We start from the raw sequence: 17,297 nt of genomic DNA on the forward strand, positions 1-17,297 counted from the left end.
TCCATTTCAAACGGTGGTCGAGAGTTCCGAGCAAAGCGAGGAACGTATCGAGATCACATTATGTAATTTCATTTTTACTTTTAATAGCTGGTTTCGATACGGCGGCGAAAACCACGCCGCCTACTCAACCAGCGAGGTCTTATTAAATCGGATGCAACCCCATAAACTCCAACCCCAGAGTCTCATCCCAACCCATCATCAAGTTCAGACACTGCACCGCCGAACCAGACGCGCCCTTCATCAAATTATCAATCGCGGACATCGCCACAATATGACCGTTGCTCTCATCTAATTCAAAACCCAGATCGGCGTAATTTGAGCCAGCCAAAATCTTCGGCTCAGGCACGCGATAAATACCGCGCTGTTCCTTAACCACGCGAATAAACGGATTTTCGTTCGCCACCGCTCTGTAGGCTTTCCACAAATCCTTTGTCGCCGTACCAGCCTTCACCGTGGCGTGAGCCGTCGCCAACACGCCGCGCACCAAGTCCACAGCAGTCATCGTCAATGAGATATTTTTCACTCCCATTTCCTGAATCACTTCCGCCGTGTGACGATGCCCGAACGCCGAGAACGTGCGAATCACATTGGCGCGTTCCGCGTGAAGCGAACCAGAATTGCCCTCCGCGCCGCCTTCGGATGAACCGACTTTGATTTCAATAAAAATTGGAGAGGACAAATCCAGCAAATCCGCTTTGATTAAAGGAAGCAATGCGAGATTGCTCGCGGTGGCGTTACAGCCCACGCCGCTGATGTAATTTGCGTTCGCCATCTTCGCGCGATGCAGTTCGGGCAAGCCGTACACAAACTTGCCCAACCATTCGGGCGCGGCATGTTTTTCGCCGTACCATTGCTCGTAAAATTTTTCATCGCGCAAACGGAAATCTGCCGAGAGATCAATGATCTTCGTCCCAAGTTTTGCATACGCTTCGATATTTTTCTGCGCCTGACCATGCGGTTGCGCCAAAAACAAAACGTCAACAGATTCCAACTGCGCTGGATCGCTGAATTTCAATTGCGTCCGCTTCCTCAAATTGGGATGCGTCTGATACACATACTCGCCCACCCGCGAACGCGATGTGACTTGTTTAATTTCAACGTTCGGATGACCCAGCAGCAATCTTAATAACTCGCCGCCGCCATACCCCGAACCGCCAAGTATCGAAACTGTAACCATCAATAATTTCTCCGTTTATCTGTAAATCCGTTTAGTATCCGCTTATCCGTTAACTATCCGTTACTCATCAAGCCACTCCAAACAGCCGCGCCAGAATCGCTTTCTGCGCGTGCAAGCGATTATGCGCCTGCGGAAAAATTACGGACTGCAAACCGTCCGCGACATCATCGGTCAATTCGTGATTGCGATGCGCGGGCAAACAGTGCATGACAATTGCGTCTTGCTTCGCTTCATTCACCAACTGACGATTGACTTGAAAGGACGAAAAGATTTTTTCGCGCTGAATGGTTTCTTCTTCCTGACCCATGCTCGTCCATGTGTCAGTATAAATCACATTCGCATCTTTGACAGCCTCATGCGGATTATTGTAAAACGAAATGTCCGCGCCGCTCTCAAACGCGATTTGTTTGGCGACGTCAATTGCGTCCATTGAAATTTCATACCCAATCGGATTTGCAATTGAAAAATGCCAGCCAAGTTTCGCGCAGACGTGCATCAACGAAACCGCGACGTTATTTCCATCGCCAACATATGCGACGTTCAAGCCTTTGGCTTTACCGAATTTTTCCTGAATGGTCAACGCATCCGCCAACGCCTGGCATGGATGGTTGTAATCGCTCAAGCCGTTGATGACGGGAACGCTCGCCCAACGCGCCAACTCGACCAGATGCTCATGCGAAAAGACTCGCGCCATGATGCCCTGCACATAACCCGATAACACCCGCGCCACATCCGCAATTGATTCGCGCTGACCGAGTCCGATCTCCGCGGGCGAAAGATACAGGGCGTGACCGCCCAAATGTTGCATCGCCATCTCGAATGAAACGCGCGTCCGCAAACTGGGTTTTTGAAACACCATCGCCAACGCTTTGCCTTTCAATAAAGGCGCATTGCCTCCGTTGAAATATTCCTTCTTCAAAGCCGCTGCCAGGTCTAATAAATCCTGCAACTCCTCCGCAGAAGAATCGGCGATATGCAAAAAATCCTTCTTCATCATCAACTTTGGGCTTACCGTCATCTGCATCTCTTGAACATCCATAATTGCTCCTAAACATAAACACGAAGCCAACCGTAGGTCAGGCTTTTAGCCTGACATCTTCTCTATTTCGATGAATGGCGGGTTAAAAACCCGCCCTACAAACTCTTTTACAGAATAGCGGATTAAAACGGAGGGAACAAGGTCTATTGCCAACATCCGTTTATCCGCTTTAGAGTCCGTTGACCAAGTCCGTTCTTGTCCGTGAATCCGTTATAAAGTCCGTTTATCACAATCCGTTACCACCTTCACCGTGTACTCCACAATCTCGCCCGCGATATCAATGCCGCTCACGGGTTGCATCGTATGGAACTCCATCGTGTGATTGATCTCATTCACCACGAGTCCCTTTTCGGGGTGTTCGACCAAATCCACAGCTAGCACGCCGCCGCCCACAGATTTCGCCGCGCGCAAGCATAACTCTTCGATCTCAGGCGTGATGGGACACAACTCGCCTTCGCCGCCACGCGCCGTGTTCGTGATCCAATGCTCCGACTTGCGATACATCGCCGTCAACACTTTATCGCCGATCACAATCGCGCGGATGTCGCGCCCAGGCTTGGCGATATATTCCTGAATATAAAAAACGGAATGTTGCACCGACCCCAGCGTGGATTTATGTTCCAGCACCGCCTCCGCCGCGTCGCGGTCATTGACCTTCGCCAGCAACCGCCCCCACGACCCGACCACAGGTTTCAACACCACAGGATAACCAAACGCTTCAATCGCTTCCAACGCCGCTTCGGTTGTGAACGCCGTCGCGTTATGCGGTTGCGGAACGCCGTCTCTTGCCAGCGCCGCGCTCGTCATCAACTTGTCGCCGCAAATTTCAGCCACCGAAGCCGTGTTCACCGTCGGCACGCCAAATGCGTTCAACAAACGCAGGGCATACAATCCGCTGTTGTAACTGATGCTTCGTTCCAGTACCGCGTCATATTGCCGCCACGGCTTCGCGTCGTCCAAATCGAAATGGATCGCGCGATCATCCAGGCGGTCATAATCAATGCCGCGTTTTTCCAATGCGCCGAAGATCCACTTCTCTTCCACGCGCACCCGCGAATATAAAACGCCAACTTTCAATCGTCTCTGCATAAGACCTCAATGCTGAATAAAGAATGCAGAATGCGGAATAAAAAATTCTTCATTCCTCATTCTGCATTCCACATTTTTATTCTCCCCAATCTTCCTGTTCCATGGGCGCCAGTTGCACCGCCGCAGGCTCCAACGCGGTCACTTCCAAATCCACGCCGCAATCTGAACAGACCAAAATTTCGCCGACTTCCGTTCCAGCGGCTAACTCCACCTGGGCTTCACATTCGGGGCAAACAATTGTAGACATGATTTTTTTCTCCTTGTTTTCAAACGATGATTTTAAAATGCAGATTCAAAAATTTTCTGCACTATTTACTATTCCGCATTTTGCATTTTGCATTCTGCAATCTGCATTTTGACTGACTTGAGACTCGTGCCGCCAATCGCATTTCTTTTTTCGATGGATTTCAGCAGGTCAAAGGCTTGATACACATCCGCCTCAAACTCTGGACGTATAGCCTGATACGCTTCGAGCGGCATTTTCTCCATCCGCACATTCCCCTCCCCCGCCACGCGGACGACTCTCCCCGCCGCCTCATGCGCCTTGCGAAACGGAACGCCTTTGTTCACCAGATAATCCGCCAAATCCGTCGCCAGCATGGATGAGTCAATCGCGTCTCGCATCCGTTCAGGTTTCACTGTGATCGTTCGCAGGGCTTCGGCGATCACAGGCAACATCACCAACAACGTATCGGTCGCCTGAAAGACGGGCGCTTTATCTTCCTGCAAATCTTTATCGTAAGTCGAAGGCAAACCTTTGAGTGTGGCGAGCAAGCCAGTGAGTAAACCCAATAACGTGCCTGCTTTGCCTCTGGTCAACTCAAACACATCAGGATTCTTTTTCTGCGGCATCAAACTCGATCCCGTTGAAAACGCATCGGCTAACTCGAAGAAGCCAAACTCCGCGCTGGTGAATAACACAATTTGCTCCGCGAGTTTGCTTTGGTGAACGCCAATCATCGTCGCGCAGAAAAGATATTCCGCCGCGAAATCCCTGTCAGAGACGGCATCCATGCTATTTTGAGAAACTTCCGCAAAGCCCAGCGTTTTTGCCAACGCGCTTCGATCAACCTCAAACGGCACGCCCGCCAACGCGCCGCTCCCCAACGGCAGAACGGAGACTCGCTTCGTCAAGTCGTTCAATCGTTCCATATCTCTTTGCAAAGGATGAACATGACTCAGCCACCAATGCGCCAACAGAATCGGTTGCGCTCTCTGCAAGTGAGTGTAGCCAGGCATGAGAATTGCACCCTCACCCTCACCCTTACCCTCTCCCGTTGGAGAGGGGACTCCCTTCTCCCTTTGGGAGAAGGGTTGGGGATGAGGGAGCGCCGCTTCGGCGTTCTCCACTAAAACAGTTTGCAAATCTTTCAAAGCGGCTTGCAATTCAGGGATGGCGCTCAACATCCACAAACGGAAATCGGTCGCCACTTGATCGTTGCGGCTTCTGCCTGTGTGCAGTTTGCCCGCCGCATCGCCAATCAACTCGGTCAGCCTGCGCTCAACGGCGGTGTGGATGTCTTCGTCGGAGGCGGCGAAGGTAAACTGTCCCTGAGAAAATTCTTTTCGGACGGTATCCAGCCCAAGGGCGATGGAAGCGTGCTCTTTATCCGCAAGAATGCCCGCTTGATGAATCGCCTGCGCCCACGCCAGACTCCCATCAATATCGTGAAGCGCGAGACGCTGATCCACCGCAAGCGATGAATTCAAATCCCAGGCTTGTTGATTTAATTTGGTTGAAAAACGTCCGCCCCAGAGAGTCATAGTTTGCTCCTTATGTCATGTCATTGCGAGGGCGTTCTTGTTCTATGCCCGAAGCAATCTCCTCATCGTTGGAGATTGCTTCGTCGGGAAGAGCGCCCTCCTCGCAACGACATCAAATCAATCCCTTTTAAACTTCGAATAATCAGGCTTGGGCATATCGAGACCTGAAACGGGCAAGCCGTTCAAGCCGCGCACTTTCAGGCTGAGTCCGTACAAGCGAATGAATCCTTCGGCGTGGCTTTGATCGTAGACGTCTTCCTGACCGAAGGTTGCGAAATCTTCGCGATACAAACTGAACGGAGATTTTTTGCCAGCCGTGATGATGTTGCCTTTATATAATTTAAGTTTGACTATGCCAGTGACGGGACCTTGCGTGGCATTGACGAACGCGTCCAGCGCTTCGCGCAACGGCGTGAACCATAAACCGTTGTAAGTGAGTTCGGTATATTTCACCGCCGCCATTTCTTTGAAGTGCATTGTCTCGCGGTCTAACACCAGCGATTCGAGTTCGCGATGCGCATACAACAGAATCGTGCCGCCTGGAGTTTCATACACGCCGTGCGATTTCATGCCGACGAGTCGATTCTCCACCAAGTCCACGCGCCCGATGCCGTGCGCGCCGCCGATGGCGTTTAACTTTTCCACAATTTTTGCGGGCGAAAGTTTTTCGCCATTTACCGCAATTGGATTGCCGCTTTCAAATTCGATCTCCACATATTGCGCTTCATCGGGCGCGCTCTCTGGCGAAGCGGACATTTGATACATGGCTTCTTCGGGTTCGTTCCACGGGTCTTCGAGCAAGCCGCCTTCGTGCGAAAGATGCCACAGGTTTGAATCGCGCGAGTAAATGGATTTGATCGTCGCCGTCACTGGCACGTTATGTTTCGCGGCGTATTTCAACGCATCTTCCCGCGAGCGGATATCCCATTCGCGCCACGGAGCGATGATCTTCAAACGCGGATCGAGCGCCATCACGGTCAATTCAAAACGCACCTGATCGTTCCCCTTGCCTGTCGCACCGTGCGCCACCGCGTCCGCGCCCACTTGATGAGCGACATCCACTAAATGTTTTGCAATTAAAGGACGGGCAACCGACGTGCCCAATAAATACTTGTGTTCATACACCGCCCCCATCTTCAACATGGGAAGAAGATATTCCGAAGCGAACTCTTCCTTCATGTCGTGAATAATGCACTGACTCGCGCCGCTATTGATGGCTTTCTGTTCCAGCCCGCGCATGTCTTCGTCGCCCTGCCCCACATCCGCGCAAAAGCAGACCACTTCACACCCGTAGTTTTCTTTCAACCACGGCACGATCACAGACGTATCCAGCCCGCCAGAATAGGCGAGGACGACTTTCTTCACTTGCGGTTTTGATTTCGATTTCATTTCATGCTCCTTGTGATACGGTAATGCCGACTTAAGTCGGCGCTACGCAAAATAAAAACAGCCCACCTTTTCAAGGTGGGCTGTTTTGGTTGACTTATGCGTGTGTCAGCGCGCGCTTGCGCTTACCGCTCCATCATTCAAACAAAAAGAACCCAACCTTATAGTTGAGGTACGCTTCGAACGACGGATACGCGGCGCGAACGCTTTGGCTAACATATTGCGCAGAATTCTACCCGCATTGCGAAATGTGTCAATGGTTTTAACGAAATTCGTTTGAAGAGTTTTGAATTGGGCAATGGCTATGAATGCGATCATCATTTTATTTGATAGTGACTCTGCAAACTGCGATACTTCAATTCCTTCTTGCGCATGGCTTGAATGGCGGAAGTCGCCGCAGTGGCGGAAGATAACGTCGTCAGCAATGGCACGTTCATGGCGATTGCGGCTTTGCGGATCTCGGCGCCATCGGTGTGCGCGTGCGGACCGAGCGGCGTGTTCAACACGAGTTGAATCTTTCCCGCGCGGATCAAATCCACGATTTGAGTTGAACCGTCTTGCGCTTTCTCGACTACTTCCACAGGCAAGCCCGCCTTCATGCACATATCCGCTGTGCCAGGCGTGGCGTATAAATTGAATCCCAGTCGGTGCATGTCGCGCGCAAATTTCAAGCCCGCGCTTTTATCGTAATCGTTGACCGTGATCAAGACCGCGCCTGCATCGGGCAGGGCTTGTCCCGCCGCCGTTTGTGATTTTGCGAAAGCGTGACCAAAATGCGAGGCGTGTCCCATCACTTCGCCCGTCGAGTGCATTTCTGGTCCGAGCAGGGAACTGGAGCCAGGCAATTTTTTGAACGGGAAGACCGCTTCTTTGATGAAGAAGCCATCCACTTGCGGCTCTTCGGTCACGCCAAGTTCTGCGAGCGTTTTACCAGCCATCACTTGCGCGGCGATATAGGCCATGTTCAAACTCGTCGCTTTGCTGGCGTAAGGCACAGTCCGCGAGGCGCGTGGGTTCACTTCCAACACATAGACGATTTCATCTTTCAGCGCGAACTGCACGTTCATCAACCCGCGCACGCCGAGCGCGAGTCCCAATTGTTCGGTGTATTCGCTCATAATGCCTTGATGATACGCGCTGACTTTATACGGCGGCAGAACGCACGCGGCATCGCCCGAATGCACGCCCGCTTCTTCGATGTGTTGCATCACCGCGCCGACAACCACGCGCTCGCCATCGGCTAATGCGTCCACGTCAATTTCAAAAGCGTCTTCCAAAAATTTATCAATCAAGATCGGTTGATTAGGAGCCGCCTCAATCGCCTGTTGAATGAAGCCTGCCAAATTGATTTCGGAATCCACGAGAGCCATTGCCCTGCCTCCCAACACAAAAGACGGGCGGACTAAAACGGGATAGCCGATTCTTTCGGCGACTTCTCGCGCCTCTTCCAACGTGCGGGCGATTCCATTTTCAGGCTGGGGGATGCCCAACTCTTTGAGCAGTTTCGCAAACGCTTCGCGGTCTTCGGAGAGTTGAATGGCATGGGGCGAGGTGCCTAAAATTTTGACTCCCGCCGCTTCGAGTCCCGCCGCCAGGTTGAGCGGAGTCTGCCCGCCGAACTGCACGATCACGCCGATTGGGTTTTCTCTATCAATGACATTGAGAACGTGTTCCAATGTGAGCGGTTCAAAATATAACCTGTCCGCCGTATCGTAATCGGTGGAGACAGTTTCAGGGTTGCAGTTATACATGATGGTTTCATAACCCATCTTCGATAAGGCAAACGCCGCCTGACAGCAACAATAATCAAACTCAATGCCCTGACCAATGCGATTCGGTCCGCCGCCGAGGATCAATATTTTTTGCTGATCCGTCGGGCGTGATTCATCGTCCATTTCATACGCGGAATAGAGATACGGCGTCTGCGCTTCAAACTCTGCGGCGCAAGTGTCTACTCGTTGAAATGTAGGTAATATTCCAAGACTTTTGCGTAACTCACGGAATGAAGAATGCTGAATGAAGAATGAAGAATTTAAGAGCCGCGCAATGTGCGAGTCTGCGAATCCCATTTGCTTGGCTTCATGCAACAATGCTTTCAACTCCGCTTTCTGCATTCCGCCTTCTGCATTCCGCATTCCACCTTCTGCATTCTGCATTCTAAATTCTAACTTCTGCATTTCTTTCATTTGCCCAAGAAACCATAGATCATAACCTGTGACTTTGGCGATTTCATCCAAACTCATGCCTTGCTGAATGGCGCGATACACGCGGAACAATCTATCGGCGCGGGGGACTTTCAGCGTGGCGAATGTCTCAGGTTCAGCAACCAGCTCGCGGCTGGGCCCAGAACCGTCGAGCGCGTCCACGCCGATTTCCAGTGATTGAATCGCTTTATTCAAGGCTTCGGGAAACGTCCTGCCCAACGCCATCGCTTCGCCGACTGATTTCATTTGCGGACCGAGCGTGGGATCCACGCCTGGAAATTTTTCAAACGCCCAGCGCGGAATTTTGACGACGACATAATCGAGCGACGGTTCGAATGCGGCTTTGGTTTGTTTGGTGATGTCATTCGTGATTTCATCCAGCGTATACCCAACTGCAACCAACGCCGCCAATTTTGCAATTGGAAAACCTGTGGCTTTTGACGCGAGCGCCGACGAACGACTGACGCGCGGATTCATTTCGATGACGACGACGCGCCCCGTTTTTGGGTCCACGCCGAATTGCACATTCGAGCCGCCCGTTTCCACGCCGACGGCTGACAATACTTGATGAGCAAGGTCGCGCAGGATTTGATATTCGCGGTCGGTGAGCGTTTGCGCGGGCGCGACGGTGATGCTGTCGCCCGTATGCACGCCCATCGGGTCAAGATTTTCGATCGAACAGACGACGACAAAGTTATTCGCTTTATCGCGCATCACTTCGAGTTCGTATTCCTTCCAACCCAAAACAGATTCTTCGAGCCACGCTTGCGCGATGGGTGATTCGGAAATGGCGCTGCGAACCGCTTCGGCAAGTTGATTCGACTCATATACCCACGACGCGCCCGTGCCGCCCATCGCAAACGAAGCGCGGACTAAAACGGGATAGCCCGTTTCTTTGACGAGTTCTTCCGCTTCTTGCAACGAATATGCCGCTCCGCCGCGCGGGACAGGGATGTTATTTTTTTGCATTGTCTCACGAAAGAGCAAACGATCTTCGGCGGCTTTGATGGCATTGAGATTCGCGCCGATGAGTTGCACGCCGTATTTTTCGAGCACGCCGTTTTCGCTCAATGCCAGCGCGAGATTCAAACCCGTCTGCCCGCCGACGGTGGGGAGCATGGCGTCTGGTTTTTCTTGCGCGATGATGGCTTCCAGCGCTTCGGGGGTGAGCGGTTCGATGTACGTCGCGTCGGCAATTTCGGGGTCGGTCATAATCGTGGCGGGATTTGAATTGACCAGTACGACGCGATAGCCTTCCGCTTTCAAGGCTTTGACGGCTTGCGTGCCAGAGTAATCAAACTCCGCGGCTTGACCGATGACGATGGCTCCAGAGCCAGGGACGAGGATGGTGTGGATATCGGTGCGTTTCATAAAATACCCTGTTGGTCGAGTAGCCCCGAATGTTTTTTGAGGGGCGTATCGAGACCAACGCTTTTCAAGTTATTTTTTGTTTGAATGTAACTTGATGGTCTCGATACGGCGGAAGAGCACCGCCTACTCGACCATCGAAGTTGGATTGAATTTTATTTTCCATTTTTATCCCCAATCATCCCAAAGAATTCTCCAAAAATATCCTGCGCGTCATGCGGACCTGAAGCGGCTTCGGGATGAAACTGCACGCTGAAGACGGGTTTGTTTTTCATCCGTAACCCTTCCAACGAATCGTCGTTCAAACTTTTGTAAGTGATTTCCACTTCGTCTTTATTTAACTCCCCTTCAGTGACGCAGTAATTATGATTTTGAGCCGTGATGAGAACTTTCCCGCTGGGCAGATGTTGTACGGGATGATTCGCGCCGTGATGACCAAATTTGAGTTTGTGCGTATCCGCTCCCAAGGCTCTGCCGATCAATTGATGCCCTAAGCAAATTCCAAATATTGGAATGTCGCTTGCAATCAATTCACTGACCGCCTTCACCGCATAAGGTAAACCCGCTGGGTCGCCAGGTCCGTTGGAGAGGAAGACCCCATCGGGACTCAATGCTAAAACTTCGTCCGCAGTTGTGTCGGCTGGAACGACGGTCACATTCGCGCCGTAAATTGAAAGATGCCGCAGGATATTTTCTTTAACTCCAAAATCATAAGCGACGATTGACCATGGACGATTGACTATGTTCTTTCCATTGTCTATGGTCTGTGGTCTATGGTCTACTATCCATTTGCTTCCCTCATCATCCACCCAATGATAAGGCTCCGCGCAAGTCACTTCCTTGACCACATCGCGTCCGTCGAGTCCTTCCCATGCTCGCGCCAGCTTCAACAACGCATTTGCCGATGTTCCTTTTGTGGAGAGCGCAGCTTTTTGAACGCCGCCATCGCGCAATTTGCGAGTGAGCCAACGCGTATCCACGCCGCTGATGCCTGGCACATGATGTTGCGCAAGCCAGTCAGATAAAGAAAGCGCCGAACGCCAATTTGAGACGACAGGACTCAGTGAACGAATCACCGCCGCCGAAACTTGCGGCTTTGCCGATTCATCATCTTCCAAATTGATGCCCACATTGCCGATGTGTGAAACTGTAAATAAAACGCCTTGTCCACGATACGAGGGGTCGGTCAAAATTTCCTGATAGCCTGTCATGCTGGTGTTGAAGACCAATTCAAACACGGCGTCTGTTTTTGCTCCAAAGGCTTTGCCTTCAATAATGATTCCATCTTCCAATACAAGTGTTGCGGTCATGCGTCAATCCTTTCGTGAGTTCCACATAAAAAAATAACCCTCCAAAGGAGGGTTATTTTTAATTAACATTTTCGATGCAATCCTGAATCGCGCCTGTCAAATCAAAATAATCCAACCTTTCGAGAAAAGTTAGTTTTGAACGACGGGTACGATGGATGGAAAACTGCGCGAACATATCGGGCGGTATTCTACTATCAACATGGCGTGTGTCAAGATTTTTACAGGATACCGATTCAAAAAAACTGAAGTTAATCATTCGATCAAACAAAATATGTCTGACAAATATATAAAACCAAAATGAAAATTGACGCGTCAAAACCATTGACATATTTCATATCACGATTAGAATTCGCCCCATCATGTTTAGAGATAAAGCAAGTATTCTGATGGAAGCCAAATCAAAGCGCAAGCCCATCTCCACAACTTCGGTTGTCGGGATTGGGCTGGCTTCGGTTGAACAGAATCAGAAAAAGGACTTGCTGTAGTTCTTTGTATCTATCTGTATACCGCCAAAGCGCCCTCCGACAACGGAGGGCGCTTTTTATTTTCGTTGCAAAGGAAACTTTATGCTTGAAATTTTAGATACAACCTTACGTGAAGGCGAACAAACTCCTTACGTCAACTTCACGGTGGAGGAAAAAATCCGCATTGCTCAAATGCTGGATGATGTGGGCGTGGAGATGATCGAAGCGGGCGATCCGTCCGTCTCAAAAAATGTGGCAAATGCGATTGAACAAATCGCCTCGCTCGGACTTCGGGCTGAGGTGGTCGCCCATAGCATTGCCTCCCGCTCAGGCATTGACCGCGCCAAAGCCTGCGGCGCGGACCGCGTCGCCATCTTTTACGCCACGTCCAAAATTCATTTGGACGAGAAGTTGCACAAAACGCCAGCGCAAGCCATTGAAATCATCCGCGAGCATATTTGCTATGCAAAAAGTTTGGGACTCAAAGTCCGCTACACGCCCGAAGACGCGACGCGCACCGAGTTTGATTTTCTCGTTCAAATTTGCAACGCCGCCATTGAAGCGGGCGCGGACCGCATCAGCTTTGCCGACACGCTGGGCATCATGCAACCGCACACCATGTTCGAGCGCGTCTCCGCATTGCGCGAGGTTCTGCATCCCTGTCAAATGGATTTGCATTGCCACGACGATTACGGACTCGCCTTAGCCAACGCCATGTCTGGGATTCGCGCGGGCGCAAACTGCATCCACACCACAGTCAACGGTTTGGGAGAAAGAACAGGCATCCCCGATTTAGCCGAAACGATTTTATCTTTTCATAACCTGGAAGGGATTCAAAAATATAACATCCAACCGTTGATGGAGCTTTCCAGTTATCTCGAAAAAATTTCTGGCTTCTTTCTTTCGCCAAATAAACCCATCACGGGACAAAACGCCTTCAGCCACAAAAGCGGAGTGCACACGAACGGCGTGTTGAAAGACCCGCGTACCTACGAGCCGTTTGATCCAGCCCTGCTTGGGCGCGAGCGAAAAATTGTGATTGATAAATACACAGGCAAAAGCGCGGTCGCTTCGCGTTTGGAAGAATACGGCATCGAGGTCAGCGCCGCAGAGTTGGAGGTGATCGTCTCGCGCATCAAAAATATCGGCGATGAACGGAAACAACTCTTCGACGCGGATATTTTGGAGATCGCCGAGCAGGTGACGGGTAGAGAGAGCGACGTGATCCCCCGCGACATCAGCGCGATGTTGATGGTCGAAGTCGAGTCGCATGTGTACACCTCATCGGTCGTCCGCCGTATGCGTGGGTTGACAAACGTCTCCAATGTCTATGAAATCACAGGCGACTTTGACATCAGCGCGTTTGTGAATGTTGAAAATGTGATGGCGTTGAACAACCTGATCGAAGAAGTCCGCACTGTGCAAGGCGTGAAGCGGACGGATACGAAAATGGTTTTGAAAAAATATAACGGAAGTAATAAATGAAGAAGTAAGAATGCAGAATATTTGAATAAAGAATACAGAATAAAAAGGAGAATCTATGGGTACTTTAGTCGAAGAAATTTTTTCTCGCAAAGCGGGCAGGCAGGTGCAAGCGGGTGAAATTTTGTTATTGGACGTGGACTACATTATGAGTCACGACAACACCACGCCGCTCGCCATCAAAGCCTTTCGCGATATTGGCAAACCGATTTTTGATAAAAACAAAATCGTGATTCATTTTGACCACGCCTACCCCGCCCCGAATATTTTGGCGGCGGAGAATCACAAAAAGATCATTGAATTCGTGAAAGAACAGGAATTGCCGCATCTTTTGCATCAGGGCGTTTGCCATCAGGTGATGATCGAAGAAGGCTACATCACGCCTGGCGCAATCGTCATCGGCGCGGATTCGCATTCCAACACCTATGGTGCGATGGGCGCGTTCGGCGCGGGGCTTGGCTCTACTGAAATTGGCGTGGCTTGGGTGACGGGCAAATGCTGGTTCAAAGTCCCTGAGACGATTCGCGTGGAATTAAGCGGACAGGCGCAACACGGCGTCTATGCCAAAGACGTGATGATTCACATCGCGGGTTTGCTCGGCATGGACGGCGGCACGTATCGCTCGGTGGAGTTCGGCGGAGAATATATTGACAACCTGCCCATGCACGAACGAATCGTTTTCCCAAACATGTCCACTGAAATTGGGGCGAAATGCGGCTTGATCGCGGCGGACGAAGTGACGATCAACTATCTCGAAAGCCAGACTCCAGCCGAAGGTCCGTTTGAAGCGTTGCGTCCGATCAATCCGCGCTATGAACGCATCCTTGAAATTGACGTTTCAACTTTAACGCCGCAAGTGGCTTGCCATCCCGATGTGGACAACGTCAAACCGCTGAGCGAAGTCGAAGGCTTGGATGTGCATGAAGTGTATATCGGCACTTGCACGAACGCGCGCTATGAAGATTTGGAAATTGTGGCGAATATGTTGCGAGGCAAAAAAGTGAACCCGCTTGTGCGCGTCATCGTCACGCCCGCCAGCGACCGCATTTACAAAAAAGCGTTGAAGAATGGCTTGATCGAAATTTTGATGGATGCGGGTTGCACCGTGACGGGTTCGGGTTGCGGCGCGTGCATTGGTCGTCACGGCGGAATTCTTGCGCCAGGCGAACGCGCATTGACCACGATGAATCGTAACTTCATCGGTCGCATGGGAAGCCCGCTATCGGAAATTTATTTAGCGAGTCCCGCCACCGCCGCCGCCACCGCGCTCACTGGAAAAATTACAGATCCGCGCAATCTATTAATGCAAATTGCAGAATGAAGTTTGTAGGGCGGGTTTTTAACCCGCCATTCATCAAAATATAAAAAGCGTCAGGCTACAAGCCTGACCTACGAAAGAAGGAGATTCTTATGGGAAAAGCCTGGACATTTGGCGAAAACATGAACACGGATGAAATCATCCCTGGTCGTTATAACATTACGATTGATCCGCTTGAACTTGCAAAAAATGTTTTTTGCGAAGTGAAGCCTGAATACGCAAAAACTGTCAAGCCTGGCGACGTGATCGTCGGCGGGCAAAATTTTGGTTGCGGCTCTTCGCGTGAACATGCGCCGATTGCCATCAAAGGTTCACAGGCGAAATGTATTATCGCGCCGTCGTTTGCGCGAATCTTTTTTCGCAACGCCATCAACATCGGCTTGCCAATTTTGGAATGCCCCGAAGCCGTTGCGGATATCACCGAAGGCGACGACATTGACGTGGATCTGTCTTCTGGAAAAATTCTCAATCGCACCAACGGGCATCAATATCAAGCGCGCGCCCTGCCTGATTTCGTTTTGAAAATTGCGGAGGCGGGCGGCATCGTCAACTTTTTGAAAACGCATGACATTCAAGACCTAATGGCGAATGCAGAAGGATGAAGGATGAATTACAAAATTTGTTTGCTGGCTGGCGATGGGATTGGTCCCGAAGTGATTGCTTCAGCAAAGGATGTTTTATCGGCGCTTCCGCTTCAATGGGATTTTGTGGAAAGCGGCATTGGATTTGGCGAATATCAACGTTCAGGCTCGCCTCTGCCTGATTCAACGCTTCAAGCCATTCGCCACGCTGACGCGACTCTCTTCGGCGCTGTGACTACTCCGCCCAACATCCCGAATTATTTTTCACCCGTCGTGCGGATGCGCCAATCGTTGGATTTATTCGCCAACTTGCGACCCTGCCGCTCCATTCCGCATGAATCCTCCAAAGCAAATATAGACCTCATCATCGTCCGCGAAAACACGGAGGGCTTGTATTCAGGCGTTGAGCGAGTCGAAGACGATGGCAATAAAGCCATCACCGAACGAGTCATCACCCGCGCAGGCTCAGAGCGGATCATCCGCAAGGCGTTTGAGATCGCCACACAAACCAAACGCAAATCTGTCCATGTAGTTCACAAAGCCAATGTGCTTCGTCAAACCTGCGGACTCTTCCGCGCGGTGGCGTTGGAAGTGGCAAAAGAATATCCTGAAATCAAAATGATCGAAATGCTCGTAGATACCTGCGCGATGGAACTCATCCGCGCACCTGAGCAATTTGAGGTCATCGTCACCACCAATTTATTCGGCGATATTCTCAGCGACGAAGCCTGCATGTTCGTCGGCGGACTCGGCGTCGCCGCTTCGGGCAACATCGGCGCAAATGCCGCAGTCTTCGAGCCAGTGCATGGAAGCGCGCCGCCGCTGGTCGGCACAGGCAAAGCCAATCCCATCGCCACATTTTTAGCCGCAAGCATGATGTTGGATTATCTCAACGAAGCCGAATCCGCGAACAGATTACGCACCGCCGTTGAGAGTTGCATCGCCCACAAAGAAACCACGCCCGATCTGGGCGGCAGTTTGACAACGAGTGAAGTGACCGAAAAAGTCACAAGCCGTTTGTACTCGGTGGTCGAGTAGACACGAGCGGTAGCGAGTGTCGTATCGAGACCACAAGTTACATGCAAACAGAAAATTATTTATAAACTGTGGTTTCGATACGTCGCATAGAGCAAGAGCGCGACTACTCAACCACCGAGTTGAATAAAAGGAGACAAAATGACCCGCATCGGATTTTTATACACCCGTTTACGCGCCGAAGAAAAATATCTATTGGAAGAATTGGAAAAACGCGACGACCTTGAAGTCGTTCGCATCAACGACGGCGATCAATTCTTCGACATCCACCAACCGCCCGCAGAGATTGACGTGCTGTTCGAGCGCTCCATCTCTTATTCGCGCGGACTGTACATCTCGCGCATCTTTGAAGCGCATGGTGTCCCCGTCGTCAATTCATCGGCGGTCGCCGAAATTTGCGGCGATAAATATGTGACGAGTCAACTGCTCGCCAAGAACGGCATCCCAACTCCCAGAGTGCTGATGGCTTTCGACGAAGAATCCGCTCTACGGGCGATTGATGCGTTGGGTTATCCCTGCGTGCTGAAACCCGTCGTCGGGTCATGGGGCAGATTGCTCGCCAAAGTCGAAAACAGATCGCAAGCCGAATCCCTGATCGAACACAAATCTTCGCTCGGAGTCAATCATCAAGTTTTTTATATTCAGGAATACATCAACAAACCTGGGCGAGACATTCGCGCATTCGTCGTCGGCGATGAATGTATCTGTGCCATCTATCGCTCCTCCGAAAATTGGATCACTAACACCGCGCGCGGCGGCATCGCCACCAACTGCCCCGTCACCGATGAGATCGCGGAGTTATGCAAACGCGCCGCGCAAGCCATCGGCGGCGGTTTGCTCGCGCTCGATCTGTTTGAAACCGAAAATGGATACACCATCAACGAAGTCAATCACACGATGGAATTTCGCAACAGCATCTCCACCACGGGCGTAAATATTCCACAGAAGATGATCGAGTATGTTTTGGAACGCGCTCTTGCAGGTAATCTCTGCTTTGGCGAAGAAATAGGGGAGATAGGTTGTAAGTAGAAAGTGGAAAGTGAAACTCCGCGCTGATGAAATCGGCGCGGAGTTTTTGAT

At 51.0% G+C, this 17,297-nt stretch carries 13 protein-coding genes; 5 read left to right on the forward strand and 8 right to left on the reverse strand.

The genetic code is table 11. The annotated features are described in order from the left end of the window. Positions 1-142: 142 nt before the first annotated feature. The 8 genes from IPM31_18720 to carA all read right to left on the reverse strand — a co-directional run bounded on the left by IPM31_18720 (position 143) and on the right by carA (position 11,337). A complete protein-coding gene (locus IPM31_18720) occupies positions 143-1,177 on the reverse strand; it encodes an N-acetyl-gamma-glutamyl-phosphate reductase (GenBank protein ID MBK9009007.1) in 1,035 nt (344 codons plus the stop codon). A 67-nt stretch (positions 1,178-1,244) separates the two neighbouring features. Next, the gene (argF, locus tag IPM31_18725) at positions 1,245-2,201 is read right to left on the reverse strand and encodes an ornithine carbamoyltransferase (GenBank protein MBK9009008.1); all 957 of its coding nucleotides are present in this window, start codon (positions 2,199-2,201) and stop codon (positions 1,245-1,247) included. Between the two features lie 225 nt (positions 2,202-2,426). Continuing rightward, positions 2,427-3,293, reverse strand: a complete 867-nt coding sequence (gene lysX / locus IPM31_18730; GenBank protein MBK9009009.1) for a lysine biosynthesis protein LysX — start codon at positions 3,291-3,293, stop codon at positions 2,427-2,429. A gap of 88 nt (positions 3,294-3,381) precedes the next feature. Then, positions 3,382-3,552: a lysine biosynthesis protein LysW gene (gene lysW / locus IPM31_18735; GenBank protein ID MBK9009010.1), complete on the reverse strand. Its 171-nt coding sequence runs from the start codon at positions 3,550-3,552 to the stop codon at positions 3,382-3,384. A 68-nt stretch (positions 3,553-3,620) separates the two neighbouring features. Then, positions 3,621-5,069 (reverse strand): argininosuccinate lyase, encoded by a 1,449-nt coding sequence (gene argH / locus IPM31_18740; protein ID MBK9009011.1) that lies wholly within the window; start codon positions 5,067-5,069, stop codon positions 3,621-3,623. A gap of 117 nt (positions 5,070-5,186) precedes the next feature. Next, positions 5,187-6,458, reverse strand: coding sequence for an argininosuccinate synthase (locus IPM31_18745; protein MBK9009012.1), 1,272 nt, complete (start codon positions 6,456-6,458; stop codon positions 5,187-5,189). Positions 6,459-6,772: 314 nt separating this feature from the next. Further along, entirely contained in the window at positions 6,773-10,030 is a 3,258-nt protein-coding gene (carB, locus tag IPM31_18750; GenBank protein MBK9009013.1) for a carbamoyl-phosphate synthase large subunit, read from the reverse strand. Between the two features lie 152 nt (positions 10,031-10,182). Beyond that, positions 10,183-11,337, reverse strand: a complete 1,155-nt coding sequence (carA, locus tag IPM31_18755; protein ID MBK9009014.1) for a glutamine-hydrolyzing carbamoyl-phosphate synthase small subunit — start codon at positions 11,335-11,337, stop codon at positions 10,183-10,185. Between the two features lie 566 nt (positions 11,338-11,903). Here carA and IPM31_18760 point away from each other — a divergent pair. The 5 genes from IPM31_18760 to lysX (IPM31_18780) all read left to right on the forward strand — a co-directional run bounded on the left by IPM31_18760 (position 11,904) and on the right by lysX (IPM31_18780) (position 17,246). Then, positions 11,904-13,286: an Lrp/AsnC ligand binding domain-containing protein gene (locus tag IPM31_18760; protein MBK9009015.1), complete on the forward strand. Its 1,383-nt coding sequence runs from the start codon at positions 11,904-11,906 to the stop codon at positions 13,284-13,286. 55 nt (positions 13,287-13,341) lie between these two features. Continuing rightward, positions 13,342-14,604 carry a 3-isopropylmalate dehydratase large subunit gene (locus IPM31_18765; GenBank protein MBK9009016.1) on the forward strand — a complete coding sequence of 421 codons (1,263 nt, stop codon included), beginning with the start codon at positions 13,342-13,344 and terminating at the stop codon, positions 14,602-14,604. 89 nt (positions 14,605-14,693) lie between these two features. Beyond that, positions 14,694-15,203 carry a 3-isopropylmalate dehydratase small subunit gene (locus IPM31_18770; GenBank protein ID MBK9009017.1) on the forward strand — a complete coding sequence of 170 codons (510 nt, stop codon included), beginning with the start codon at positions 14,694-14,696 and terminating at the stop codon, positions 15,201-15,203. A gap of 3 nt (positions 15,204-15,206) precedes the next feature. Beyond that, positions 15,207-16,220 carry an isocitrate/isopropylmalate dehydrogenase family protein gene (locus IPM31_18775; protein MBK9009018.1) on the forward strand — a complete coding sequence of 338 codons (1,014 nt, stop codon included), beginning with the start codon at positions 15,207-15,209 and terminating at the stop codon, positions 16,218-16,220. A 138-nt stretch (positions 16,221-16,358) separates the two neighbouring features. Continuing rightward, positions 16,359-17,246: a lysine biosynthesis protein LysX gene (gene lysX / locus IPM31_18780; protein ID MBK9009019.1), complete on the forward strand. Its 888-nt coding sequence runs from the start codon at positions 16,359-16,361 to the stop codon at positions 17,244-17,246. Positions 17,247-17,297 lie beyond the last annotated feature (51 nt).

Source organism: Candidatus Defluviilinea gracilis (genome assembly GCA_016716235.1).
GTDB classification, from domain to species: domain Bacteria; phylum Chloroflexota; class Anaerolineae; order Anaerolineales; family Villigracilaceae; genus Defluviilinea; species Defluviilinea gracilis.